9 protein-coding genes (1 of these 9 only partly in view) are annotated in these 12,917 nt (G+C 33.0%); 2 read left to right on the top strand and 7 right to left on the bottom strand.

Annotated elements, in window-relative coordinates:
* The 6 genes from MED152_RS05790 to MED152_RS05765 all read right to left on the bottom strand — a co-directional run.
* A protein-coding gene (locus tag MED152_RS05790; protein WP_015480928.1) for a glutamate synthase subunit beta crosses the window boundary here: on the bottom strand, window positions 1-506 show its beginning. It extends 958 nt beyond the left edge of the window; the window shows 506 of its 1,464 coding nt (coding positions 1-506); the start codon lies at window positions 504-506; its stop codon lies off the left edge, out of view.
* A 4-nt stretch (window positions 507-510) separates the two neighbouring features.
* Complete coding sequence (gene gltB, locus MED152_RS05785; RefSeq protein WP_015480927.1) at window positions 511-5,022, bottom strand: glutamate synthase large subunit; 4,512 nt, start codon at window positions 5,020-5,022, stop codon at window positions 511-513.
* Window positions 5,023-5,232: 210 nt separating this feature from the next.
* Window positions 5,233-6,474 (bottom strand): ammonium transporter, encoded by a 1,242-nt coding sequence (locus tag MED152_RS05780; RefSeq protein WP_015480926.1) that lies wholly within the window; start codon window positions 6,472-6,474, stop codon window positions 5,233-5,235.
* Window positions 6,475-6,494: 20 nt separating this feature from the next.
* Window positions 6,495-6,833 (bottom strand): P-II family nitrogen regulator, encoded by a 339-nt coding sequence (locus tag MED152_RS05775; RefSeq protein WP_015480925.1) that lies wholly within the window; start codon window positions 6,831-6,833, stop codon window positions 6,495-6,497.
* A gap of 117 nt (window positions 6,834-6,950) precedes the next feature.
* Window positions 6,951-8,252 carry an ammonium transporter gene (locus MED152_RS05770; RefSeq protein WP_015480924.1) on the bottom strand — a complete coding sequence of 434 codons (1,302 nt, stop codon included), beginning with the start codon at window positions 8,250-8,252 and terminating at the stop codon, window positions 6,951-6,953.
* 38 nt (window positions 8,253-8,290) lie between these two features.
* The gene (locus tag MED152_RS05765) at window positions 8,291-9,280 is read right to left on the bottom strand and encodes an outer membrane beta-barrel protein (protein ID WP_015480923.1); all 990 of its coding nucleotides are present in this window, start codon (window positions 9,278-9,280) and stop codon (window positions 8,291-8,293) included.
* 273 nt (window positions 9,281-9,553) lie between these two features.
* On the opposite strand from MED152_RS05765, the gene MED152_RS05760 reads away from it, so the two are divergent.
* A complete protein-coding gene (locus MED152_RS05760) occupies window positions 9,554-10,336 on the top strand; it encodes a tRNA pseudouridine synthase A (protein WP_015480922.1) in 783 nt (260 codons plus the stop codon).
* Window positions 10,337-10,494: 158 nt separating this feature from the next.
* Here MED152_RS05760 and MED152_RS05755 read toward each other — a convergent pair whose 3' ends face one another.
* Entirely contained in the window at window positions 10,495-11,637 is a 1,143-nt protein-coding gene (locus tag MED152_RS05755) for an acyl-CoA dehydrogenase (protein WP_041383410.1), read from the bottom strand.
* Between the two features lie 93 nt (window positions 11,638-11,730).
* On the opposite strand from MED152_RS05755, the gene MED152_RS05750 reads away from it, so the two are divergent.
* Complete coding sequence (locus tag MED152_RS05750; protein ID WP_015480920.1) at window positions 11,731-12,789, top strand: anhydro-N-acetylmuramic acid kinase; 1,059 nt, start codon at window positions 11,731-11,733, stop codon at window positions 12,787-12,789.
* Window positions 12,790-12,917 lie beyond the last annotated feature (128 nt).

The following is a 12,917-nucleotide window of genomic DNA, read 5'->3' as shown; positions in this document are numbered from 1 at the left end:
ACTATATGTCCAGCTCTGTTTAATTGTTGAGCCGCTGCTAAACCAGCAGGTCCAGAACCTATAACAGCAATTGTTTTTCCAGTTCTAGTTTTTGGTATTTGAGGTTTAACCCATCCTTCTTTAAAGGCACGTTCGACGATATTCTTTTCTATATTTTCTATGGAAACTGGATCTTCAATAATTCCTAGGACACAAGCTTGTTCACATGGAGCAGGACATAATCTTCCTGTAAATTCTGGAAAGTTATTTGTTGAATGTAAAATCCAAGAAGCTTTTTTCCATTCTCCTTGATGAACCATGTGGTTGAAATCTGGAATTAAATTCCCTAATGGACATCCACTATGACAGAATGGTATTCCACAGTCCATACATCTAGAACCCTGTTTTGTAATTTCTTTATCAGATAAAGGAACCGTAAACTCATTGTAATGTTTTACACGATCCATTACAGACTTATACGTCTCATCCTGTCTTTCAAATTCTTTAAATCCTGTTACTTTTCCCATGACATTATGCTATTGTTAGTTCTTCTACCATTGGTTCTTCTGTTTTTAAACGTTCCAAGGCTCTTTTGTATTCAGTAGGCATTACTTTCACAAAATTGGATAAGCTATTATCCCAATCAGAAAGTAATTCTTCTGCTTTTTTACTGTTCGTAAATAAAAGATGTTTTTCGATATTTGATTTTAATTCTGCTGCATTTTCCTCTGAAATATTTTCAAATTCAATGGTTTCAGTATTACATAATCCGTTTTTAAAATTATCTTCTGGATCGTACACGTATGCAATACCTCCACTCATTCCAGCTGCAAAATTTCTTCCTGTTTTACCTAATACAATAACTTGACCACCTGTCATATATTCACAACAATGGTCACCAACACCTTCTACAACTGCTGTTGCACCAGAATTACGAACTGCAAATCGTTCACCAGCAATTCCATTTATATAGGCTTGGCCATTAACAGCTCCAAAAAGACATACATTACCGACTATGATATTATTCTCTGCTAGAAAATCAGCAGATGCTGGTTTTTTAACAATTAATTTGGCACCAGATAAACCTTTACCCAAATAATCGTTGGTATTACCCTCCAATGTAAATGTTAAACCATAGGCTCCAAATGCACCAAAACTTTGACCAGCTGATCCTGTGAAATTAATATTTAAAGTATCTTCAGGTAAACCTAAATGACCATAAATTTTGGAAATTTCATTACTTACTATAGCCCCAACAGTTCTGTTTGTATTTTTAATTGGATAATTAAGATTCATTTTTTCCTTTCTATACATTGCTCTATGTGAGTCTTTTAGTATAGTGAAGTCTAGAACATCGTCTATATTATGGTCTTGTTTTTCAGTGTTATTCACAGTCATTTTTCTGTAAGAATCAGGTCTGTGTAAAATGCTCGATAAATCTAGACCTTTGGCTTTGTAGTGTTTGATGGCTTTGTTCGCATCTATTTTATGCGTTTGACCAACCATTTCAGCTAATGTTCTGAAACCTAATTGAGCCATAATGCCTCTTAACTCTTCTGCTATGTAGTAGAAGAAGTTAATTACATGTTCTGGAGTTCCCTTGAAGTTTTTTCTTAATTCTTTGTCTTGAGTAGCAATACCTACTGGACACGTATTTAAGTGACATTTACGCATCATGATACAGCCAGAAGCTACTAATGGAGCTGTAGCAAAGCCAAACTCTTCAGCACCTAAAAGTGCTGCTATAGCAACATCTCTACCTGTTTTTAATTGACCATCACACTCTACAACAATTCTACTTCGTAAACTATTCATTACAAGAGTTTGCTGTGCTTCAGCCAAACCAAGTTCCCAAGGCAGACCTGCATGTTTCAAAGAGGTTAAAGGTGATGCACCTGTACCACCATCATAACCAGAAATTAAAACAACATCGGCTTTTGCTTTTGCAACACCTGCTGCAATTGTACCTACACCAACTTCAGATACTAACTTCACGTTAATTCTTGCTTCTCTGTTGGCATTTTTTAAATCGAAAATTAGTTGTGCTAAATCTTCAATTGAATAAATATCATGATGTGGAGGAGGAGATATTAAACCTACAAAAGGTGTTGAATTTCGCGCATTTGCAATCCATGGTAATACTTTATAACCTGGTAATTGACCACCTTCTCCTGGTTTGGCTCCTTGAGCCATTTTAATTTGAATTTCTTTTGCATTGGTTAGATAGTGAGAGGTAACTCCAAATCTACCAGAAGCAACTTGTTTAATAGCAGAGTTTCTACTATCTCCATTACTATCCTTTTGAAAACGTTTTCTATCTTCTCCACCTTCACCTGAATTAGATTTACCTCCAATTCTATTCATAGCAATGGCTAAATTTTCATGTGCTTCTCTGGAAATAGATCCGTAAGACATTGCTCCAGTTTTAAAACGTTTTACAATTTCTGTCCAAGGTTCTACTTCATCTAAAGGAATAGGATCTAGATTATCAAACTCGAACAAACCTCTAATTGTCATTAGGTTTTCTGCTTGTTCATTTATTGCTTTCGCATAAACATCGTAACTTTTTTGATCGCTTAAACGAACTGCTTGCTGTAATTTAGAAACTGTAGTTGGATTAAATAAGTGGCGTTCACCATTTCTTCTCCATCTATAATCACCACCAATATTTAAACCTAAATTTTTATCAATTTGATTATCTGGATAGGCTTGTTTGTAACGCTGATCTATCTCTTTTTCTATTTCATACAAACCAATTCCTTCAATTCTAGAGGCTGTATATGGAAAGTACTTTTCGACAAATTGAGAGTTAAAACCTACAATTTCGAAAATTTGAGAACCCCTATATGAGTGTAAAGTAGAGATTCCGATTTTGTTCATCACTTTTAATAAACCTTTACCAATTGCTGTATTGAAATTATCTACAGCCTTTTGTTCATCCATATCTGTAATGAAACCTTCTTTTACTTGCATCCTGATGATTTCATTCACCATGTATGGATTTATGGCACTTGCACCATAACCAAATAACGTTGCAAAATGATGCGGTTCACGTGGTTCTGCAGATTCAATGATAATATCAAAATAAGAACGTTTGCGTAAACGATTTAATTGATGGTTTACAAACGAACATGCTAATAAAGCTGGAATTGGAGCTAATTTTTGATTAACACCTCTATCTGAAAGAATAATAATGTTTTTCTTAGCTTCTAATGCTTTTTCAACTTGAATAACAATGTCTTCTAGCGCATTTTCAAGTCCGTTTAAACCTTCGCTTTTAGGATATAAAATTTGTATAGTTTCAGCTTTAAAGCTTTCAATATTTATACTTCTAATTTTTTCTAAATCAGCATTTGAAATTACAGGATTCTGAATTCTTAACTTTCTACATTGTCTTTCAGTAATGCTGAAAATATTTCTGTCTTTCCCTAAGTTTAAGCTAATATCAGTTACAATATTTTCTCTAATACCATCTAAAGGTGGGTTCGTTACTTGGGCAAAAAGTTGCTTGAAATAATTTGAAATTAATTGTGGTCTGTCTGATAGAACTGCTAAAGGAGTATCTATACCCATAGAACCTAAAGCTTCTTTACCAACTTGAGCCATTGGTGTAATTACCTCTTGAATATCTTCGAATGTATAATTAAATAAACGCTGACGTGTTTTGATATCGATAGTCTCTATAGGACAAGTTTCACTAGTATATGGAACATCCTTTAGGTGTAAACGAGTTTTATCTAACCATTCTTGATAAGGTCTTTCAGTAACAATTTTACTTTTAATTTCTTTATCTTCAATAATTCTACCTTCATTCATATCTACCAAGAACATTTTTCCTGGTTCTAATCGTCCATGTTCTTTTACGTCTGAAGGATGAATATCTACGACACCAATTTCTGAAGACATAATAAGTTTACCACTTTTGGTAACTGTGTACCTAGAAGGTCTTAAACCATTTCTGTCTAATAAAGCTCCTATATAATCTCCATCTGTAAATGGTACAGAAGCAGGGCCATCCCAAGGCTCCATAATACAGCCATTGTACTCGTAAAATGCTTTGCGTTCTGGAGACATTGTAGCATGTTTTTCCCAAGCTTCAGGAATCATCATCATCATAATTTCTGGCAATGATCTACCTGTATGTGTTAGTAGTTCAACAACCATATCCATAGATGCAGAATCTGATTTGCCTGGTAAAATAATTGGGAATAATTTGTCTATTTGAGGACCAAAGACATCACTTTTCATGATTTCTTCTCTTACTCTCATTCTACTTACATTTCCTCTTAAAGTATTGATTTCTCCATTTTGACACATGTGTCTAAAAGGTTGGGCAAGTTCCCAAGTTGGCATGGTATTCGTAGAAAAACGTTGGTGTACTAACGCCAAACGTGTTACCAAATCTATTTCTTGAAGATCTTTATAATATGGACCAATATCTTCTGGCATAATAATACCTTTATAGATAATGGTGGTAATTGATAAACTTGGAACGTAGAAATAATTACTTTCAGAAATTTTAGAATTACTTATGGTATGCTCTGTAATTTTTCTGGCAGCATATAATTTTGCTTTGAAAGTAGCTTCATCAATATCATCTGATTTAGCAACAAATAATTGCTCAATATTAGGTTCTGATGCTAAAGCGATTTCTCCTAACTGAGAGGAATCTACAGGAACAACTCTCCAACCAATAACGGTTAAACCTTGTTCTGCAATTTCTTTTTCAAATACATTTTTACAGAAATTATACTGATTAGAAACTTTAGGCAAAAACACCATACCAACAGCATACTCTCTCTGCTTTGGAAGCGAAAAATCGCAAACTCTAGTGAAGTATTCATGAGGTATATCTATGAGTAAACCAGCACCATCACCCGTTCTTCCATCTGCACTAACACCACCTCTATGTTCTAGTTTTACTAGAATTTCTAAAGCATCATGTATAATTTGATTTGTTTTATCACCATTCAAATTACATATAAAACCAGCACCACAATTTTCATGTTCAAATTCTGGTAAATACAGTCCTTGTTTCTCCATATCAAATTAAATTATATTTACAAATCTATGTATTTTGTTGAATATAATTTAAGGATATGAGATTTTAAATGTAATTTTTATGATGAAAATAAAATATCAATATTAAAAATATAATAATCATAATTTGAACCAATCAATTTTATCATATTCATAAAAAGAAGAAATATACCTTCAAAATCGGTTTTGAAGGTGTATTTTATCAATAAACAATTAATGTTCGTTTAATCTAAAGTCTGGATATGCATCCATTCCATGCTCATGAACATCTAAACCTTCTAGTTCTTCTTCTTCACTTACTCTAATGCCCATTGTAATTTTAAGTACATAAATAATTACGAATGATGTTACTAAACAAAATGCAGCATAAGAACCTACACCAATTAATTGGCTAATAAACTGATCCATACTAGCTAGGTTACCAAAAATACCAACTGCTAATGTTCCCCAAATTCCACAGAATAAGTGAACAGCAATGGCACCAACAGGATCATCTAACTTTATTTTATCTACTAAACTAACTGCAAAAACAATGATAACTCCAGCAATTGCACCAATAGCAATAGCATCTGTAGGAGACATTTGATCTGCACCTGCTGTAATACCAACTAAACCACCTAAAATTCCGTTTAAAAACATGGTTAAATCTAAATTTTTATAAAGTATTGTAGAAACCATTGAAGCTACAACACCACCAGCTGCTGCTGCCAAACATGTGGTAACTAAGGTTAGTGAAGTTAAGGTTGGGTCTGCAGATAATACAGAGCCTCCGTTAAAACCAAACCATCCTAACCAAAGAATCAATACACCAGCTGTTGCTAAAGGTATGTTATGACCAGGTATAGCTTGGATTTTACCATTTTTGAATTTGCCAATTCTTGCCCCTAAGAGATAAACAGCAACTAAAGCTGCCCAACCACCTACAGAGTGTACTAACGTAGAACCTGCAAAATCATAAAAGGGAGTTGTTAATTGATCTAAAAATCCTCCACCCCATTTCCAAGAGCCAGCTATTGGGTAAACTAAACCTACATATAACAATGTAAAAATCATAAATGGTAAAATTTTCATACGCTCTGCAACAGCTCCTGAAACTATTGTTGCTGCAGTTGCTGCGAACATTCCTTGAAAAAGGAAATCTGTCCAATAAGTATAGCCTTCATTATACATCAAATCCAAAGTTCCAGCATCTGTAACTGGAGAAGTTAAACCAAAACCTGCGAATCCGAAAATACCTAAAGATGATTCTGAAAAACCAGGATACATTAAGTTAAAGCCAACAAAACAGTAGAGTAGTAGCCCTACTGTAATGATAAATATATTTTTAAAAAGTATGTTGATTGTGTTTTTTTGTCTGGTTAATCCTATTTCTAAGAATGCAAAACCTAAGTGCATAAAGAATACTAGGGCTGTACAGATCATCATCCATACATTGTTGATTGTTAATAATTCCATAATTTAATTGTGTAATCTATTTAATTTAATGTTTCTCCTCCTTTTTCACCAGTTCTTATTCTATAAGCTTCGTTAATATCGCTTACAAATATTTTACCATCACCTACTTTACCTGTAGCTGCTGATTTTAAAATTGTATCAATTGTAATTTGTTCAAAATCATCATTAACAACTATTGCAATATGTCTTCTTTGAATATCGCTTGTACTATAACTTACACCTCTGTAAACATGCCCCTCTTTTTCGTTACCTAAACCAGTAACATCCCAATAAGAGAAAAAATTGACACCTACTTCGTGTAATGCTTCTTTTACATTTCTAAATTTTGATTTTCTAATGATTGCTTCAATTTTCTTCATTTTATATATAATTAATTACTATTCTTTTTTCTAAAAGTATAAAATTCTTTACAGTAGAAAATCACGCAACTTAGAAAGTTGCGTGATTTTTATATAAAACTGTAATTAAATTATCTGCTATTTGTCTTCGTCAAATTCTCTTACTCTCTTACCTGGGTAAGCAATAGAACCATGTTCAGAAATATCTAAACCTTCAATTTCTACTTCTTTAGTAACACGTAATCCCATTGTAACTTTTAAGATTTTCAAAACTATGAAAGATAGAACAACAGCCCAAACTGCGTAAGCTAAAACTCCAATTGCTTGAGCTCCTAATTGAGCAGCACCTCCGCCATTGAAAAGTCCGATTCCAGTATCACCATCTACACCCCAAAGACCTATTACTAAAGTTCCCCAAGCACCAGCAACACCATGCACAGAAGCTGCACCAATTGCGTCATCAATTTTTAATTTCTTTTCTATAAACTCAATAGAGAATACTACAATAATACCTCCAATTAATCCAGCAAGCACTGCACCTCCAGCAGTCATGTTACCACAACCAGCAGTTATACTTACTAAACCAGCTAATGCACCATTTAGCGTTTGTGCTAAATTAGGTTTACCATACCAAATCCAAGTGGTAATTAATGCACCTAAACCACCAGCTGCAGCAGCTAAGTTTGTTACTAAAACTACATTTGAAGCTCCAGTTGCATCAGCACCACCCCAAGCTAATTGAGATCCACCATTAAAACCAAACCATCCAAACCATAGAATAAAAACCCCTAAAGTTGCTAGTATTTGATTGTGACCTGGTATAGGTAATACTTTACCGTCAACAAATTTTCCAATTCTTGGTCCTACCATAAATGCAGCTACTAAAGCAGCCCAACCACCTACAGAGTGTACTATTGATGAACCAGCAAAGTCAATAAATTCAGCTGGCATTAAACCATCTGTATCATTTAACCATCCACCATTCCATTCCCAACCACCTGAAATAGGATAGATGATAGCAGTCATTACTAATGAGAAAATGATATATGTTGTATACTTTGTTCTACCTGCTATTGCTCCAGAGACAATTGTAGCTGTAGTTGCAGCAAACATTGTTTGGAAGAATAGATCTGCTCCTTCACCTTGGAATAAACCACTCCAGAAGAACCATCCATTGGAAGTATCTCCATACATTAAAGAATACCCAACTAACCAAAAAGTTATTGATCCAACACAGATGTCTAACAAGTTTTTCATTGCTATGTTAACTGCATTTTTTGCTCTTGTCATACCAGATTCTACTAATGTAAAACCAGCCTGCATTAAGAAAACTAAGATACCAGCAATAAGCATCCATAGCATTCCCATATCTCCATTTACTTGTTCTAAAACTGCAGCAGCTTCAGAAGTGTCTTGGAATAATGTTAGTAATAAACTCATAATTTATAATTTAGTTAATTTTAATAGTTGTAATTGTGTTAGAAAGAGTAAACAGCAGCCAAAGTTGCACCTGTCATACTAGTTTCAGTTGGAAATCCAGGAATGATTAAATCATCTGAAGAATCATATCTTAATTCTGGAATAATAGTTAAAGCGCTTGTTAAAGCAATGTTACCACTTAAAGTAAAAGCAGATACATTAGCATCTCCTGCTCCTGAAGTAGTTTTGAAAAATTCTGGTCTAAATCCTAAAGAAAAAGAATCAGAGAATGTATTTTGTAAGTATAAAGCTACACCTTGGTAACCAGCATCAGCATCGCTTGAATTTGCGTAAGCAGCGTTGATTCCTAAGAAGAAAGAATCAGATAAATCGAAACCACCTGTATAATCTAAATATAATACATCTGTAAAACCGAAACCATCTGAACCATAAGCTAAGTTAAAGTACTGACCTTTGTAACCTGTTTGAAAACCTAATTGGTAATCGTTACTTGGGTTTGCACCAGAAGTTAAACCATGAGGATTAGTTAAAGCAAACATGAAAGATAAATCTTCTGAAGCTGCATAATCTAATTTAAATCCTGTATGAGAGAAAGGACCAGCATTAAATAAGTAAGAAACAGAGTAGTTGAAGTTTCCTGCAGGAGAAATTACTTCATAACCATACCAAGTATTGAACTGACCTAATGTTAAAGTAATTTTTTCTGATGGCTTATAATAAGCGTACAATTGGTTGATTGCTCCTTCGTAAGCATTTGCTGCATTTGCTCTTGGACCAAAAGCTAAATCTGCAACAACACCCGCTTTTCCTTTTTCATAAGCAAATATTGTGTTGGCCATACCTAAACCAAATGCGTTAGGTACTGCAGAACCTCCATAAAGAATTCCAACAGATCCTGGAGAACCACTTTTTAAATTGCTTGTATGATAAACATCTACGCTACCACTTAAAGAAAAAGTTCCTTTGTCATCTTGTGCATTTACTAACAAGCTACTTGCTAAAAATAAAGTGAAAATAATTTTTTTCATAATAATGTCCTTTTAGTTTTTATTGATTTTTTATTATTTGAACGGTGTAAATGTATTGATTAATAATAAAGTAACAAGGGGTGTAAATTTCAAAAACATGGTTTTTAAGGAGGGTACCCTCAAAAAAAAGGGGGTTAAATTGAGATAAATATATTTTGGCTTATCTGAAGGATAGAAAATATTAGGTTCGTAAAAAAATGCAGTATAATTTTAGGATATTCATAAAAATGCCCTTTTTGTAAAAAAAAATGTAATTATTGTATTTTAGCACCTATGAAATATTCAAAAAGTTACTTAATTTCTTTAGGATTTCTCGGTTTTAGGTTTTCTGGTTGGCAAAAGCAGACAAATGCTAAAACTTTACATGATATTGTAGATAAAAGTCTCTCTTTTGTGTTAAAAGATGTTGATTACAAAACAATTGGGGCAGGAAGAACAGATGCAAAAGTATCTGCTAATAGGTATTTATTTCAGTTGTTTACCAATGAAGTTTTACAACAAGATGTATTTCTGAACGAGTTAAACTCCAATCTCCCAGCAGATTTTAAAGCGTATACTGTTTCAGAAGTTGCCACAAAGTTTAATATTATTAATGCTCCAAAAATTAAAGAATACCATTATTACTTCTCATTTGGAGCTGTAAATCATCCTTTTGCAGCGCCTTTTATAGTAAATGAAGAGAGTGAACTGAATATAAAATTGATGAAAAAAGGAGCGAGTCTTTTCGAAGGTGAACACTATTTTCATAAGTATTGTACTAAGCCTTCTGCGAAAACAGAATTTAAAAGAACTATTGAAAGTTGTTCAATTATAGAGAATAGCATTCTTACTGCTAGTTTTTTTCCTCAAAAATCCTACGTTCTAAAAGTAAGAGGAAAAGGTTTTTTAAGATATCAAATACGTTTGATGATGGCAACATTATTTGAATTAGGAAAAGGAAATTTGTCTTTACAATATATAGAAGACTCTTTAAAAGAAGATAATGATAGGCAATTTTTAAGAACTATTGCACCTGGCTCTGGTTTACAACTCTATACTATTGATTTAGAACTCTAGATTTTAAACAAGCCTGCACAAAGGATTGAAGCATTTGTTTGAGCTCTTTTTGTTTTTACAAAAAAGCGAGTGCAGAAAGCCTGACCTGAAAGGTTGTGCCATAAAAAAAATCCATCTTAATTAAAAGATGGATTTTCTATTATATATAAAGTAATGTATTAACCTTTTATTACACCTCTAGAAATTACTATTTTCTGAATCTCTGAAGTTCCTTCATAAATTTGAGTAATTTTTGCATCACGCATTAAACGTTCTACATGGTATTCTTTTACGAAACCATTACCTCCATGAATTTGAACAGCTTCTACAGTTTGTTCCATAGCTACTTTAGATGCGTATAATTTAGCCATAGCAGAAGCCATGTCGTAATTTTCTTTACGATCTTTTTGCCAAGCAGCTTTCATAACTAACATTCTTGCAGCTTCTATTTCTGTATACATGTCTGCTAATTTAAATGCAATGGCTTGGTGGTTACAGATTTCTGTACCAAATGCTTTACGTTCTTTAGAATATTTTAAAGCCAATTCATAAGCACCAGAAGCAATACCTAAAGCTTGAGCAGCAATACCAATTCTACCACCAGAAAGTGTTTTCATTGCGAATTTAAAACCAAATCCATCTTCGCCAATTCTGTTTTCTTTTGGCACTTTTACATCATTAAATTGTAATGTATGTGTGTCTGAACCACGAATACCTAATTTATCTTCTTTAGGTCCAATATCAAAACCTTCCATGCCTCTTTCTACAATAAAAGCATTAATTCCTCTATGTCCTTTTTCTCTATCAGTTTGTGCAATAACTAAATATACGTCAGATCTACCACCATTTGTAATCCAGTTTTTAGTACCATTAATTACATAATGATCGCCTTTATCTATAGCAGTAGTTGCTTGAGAAGTTGCATCTGAACCTGCTTCTGGCTCAGATAAACAAAAAGCACCAATTTGCTCTCCTGTAGCTAATTTGGTTAAGTATTTTTGTTTTTGTTCTTCTGTACCATAAGCCTCTAAACCATAACATACTAATGAGTTGTTTACAGAAACCATTACTGAAGCAGAAGCATCAATTTTAGATAATTCCTCCATTACTAAAACGTAAGAAATAGTGTCCATTCCACTTCCTCCATATTTAGGATCAACCATAATTCCCATAAAACCTAAATCGCCCATTTTGCGAACTAGCTCTTGTGGAAATTCTTGTTTGTTATCTCTCTCAATAACACCAGGTAACAATTCAGTTTGTGCAAAATCTCTTGCAGCATCACGAATCATTAAATGTTCTTCTGTTAAACTAAAATCCATTTGTATATCTGTTTTATTATATTGATAATTTTCGAGTGCAAAGATATCGATTTCGTAACATATTTTCAACAGACTTTTATTAATTTTACATATATGATGAATAATGATGTTTTTTCAATAGGAGTAATGTCTGGCACCTCTTTAGATGGTATAGATTTGGTGTATGTAAAATTTGATACCACTAATTATCAAAATTTTAAGATTTTACATGCAGAAACGATTGCTTATTCTACAGAATGGAAACAGCTATTACAAAATGCAATTCATAATTCTAAAAAGGAAATAACACAGTTTGATGTGATGTATGGAAAGTTCTTAGGGCAAACCATAAAAAACTTCATCAGCAATCATAAAATTGATCAGTTAGATTTTATTGCCTCTCATGGACATACCATTTTACATGAACCAGATAAAGGAATCACTTTACAAATAGGTGATGGAAAAGAAATTGCTAAAATTACCAATACTAAAGTTGTTTATGATTTTAGAACCCAAGATGTAAAATTGGGTGGGCAAGGAGCACCTTTAGTACCTGTTGGAGATGAATTGCTTTTTTCTGAATATGATTTTTGTTTGAATCTTGGTGGATTTTCGAACATATCCTTTCAACAAAATCAACAAAGAATTGCTTTTGATATTTGCCCAGTGAACATTGTTCTGAATCATTATGTAAATAAATTGGACTTGGCTTATGATGATCAAGGTAACATTGCTGCAAGTGGGAAATTAAATCACGAACTTTTAGAGCAATTAAATGGCTTAGAATTTTATAATAAACAGCCTCCAAAATCTTTAGGTTTGGAATGGGTGCAAGAAAAAGTATATCCGTTAATCGATAAAATGGAACAAGATGTACCAGTTATTCTAAACACTTTTGTAGAACATATTGCGATACAAATAAGCAAAGTAATTTTTAATAACGACTCAGTTTTGGTTACTGGTGGAGGTGCTTTTAATACTTATTTGATGCAAAGAATTCAGTTTTATGCTTCAAATCAAATAGATTTGGTAAGCGAAGAACTAATTAATTTTAAAGAAGCATTGGTGTTTTCTTTTCTAGGATTGTTAAAATTAAGTGATGAAGTGAATTGCTTACAATCAGTAACTGGGGCTAGCAAAAATCATTCTTCTGGAGTGGTAATTTTACCATAGAAATTTACAATTCTTTTATATTATTTATTTTAAGAATTACTTTTTTTACAGTAAGTTTGTCTTTGACATCGTAAGTACTATTAATTCTTAAAATAATTTATAATATGAATCAACTTTAACTTCGCTAA

The sequence above is a fragment of the Polaribacter sp. MED152 genome (assembly GCF_000152945.2).
Classification (GTDB): Bacteria; Bacteroidota; Bacteroidia; order Flavobacteriales; family Flavobacteriaceae; genus Polaribacter.
The sequence above is the reverse complement of the archived record's forward strand: the minus strand, read 5'-3'. Positions and strand labels throughout refer to the sequence as shown.

What these genes read in the sequence shown, in the direction of transcription:
- gltB (WP_015480927.1), bottom strand. Translation starts at nt 5,022, where the DNA reads ATGGAGAAACAAGGACTGTATTTACCAGAATTTGAACATGAAAATTGT.
- MED152_RS05780 (WP_015480926.1), bottom strand. Translation starts at nt 6,474, where the DNA reads ATGGAATTATTAACAATCAACAATGTATGGATGATGATCTGTACAGCC.
- MED152_RS05775 (WP_015480925.1), bottom strand. Translation starts at nt 6,833, where the DNA reads ATGAAGAAAATTGAAGCAATCATTAGAAAATCAAAATTTAGAAATGTA.
- MED152_RS05770 (WP_015480924.1), bottom strand. Translation starts at nt 8,252, where the DNA reads ATGAGTTTATTACTAACATTATTCCAAGACACTTCTGAAGCTGCTGCA.
- MED152_RS05765 (WP_015480923.1), bottom strand. Translation starts at nt 9,280, where the DNA reads ATGAAAAAAATTATTTTCACTTTATTTTTAGCAAGTAGCTTGTTAGTA.
- MED152_RS05760 (WP_015480922.1), top strand. Translation starts at nt 9,554, where the DNA reads ATGAAATATTCAAAAAGTTACTTAATTTCTTTAGGATTTCTCGGTTTT.
- MED152_RS05755 (WP_041383410.1), bottom strand. Translation starts at nt 11,637, where the DNA reads ATGGATTTTAGTTTAACAGAAGAACATTTAATGATTCGTGATGCTGCA.
- MED152_RS05750 (WP_015480920.1), top strand. Translation starts at nt 11,731, where the DNA reads ATGATGAATAATGATGTTTTTTCAATAGGAGTAATGTCTGGCACCTCT.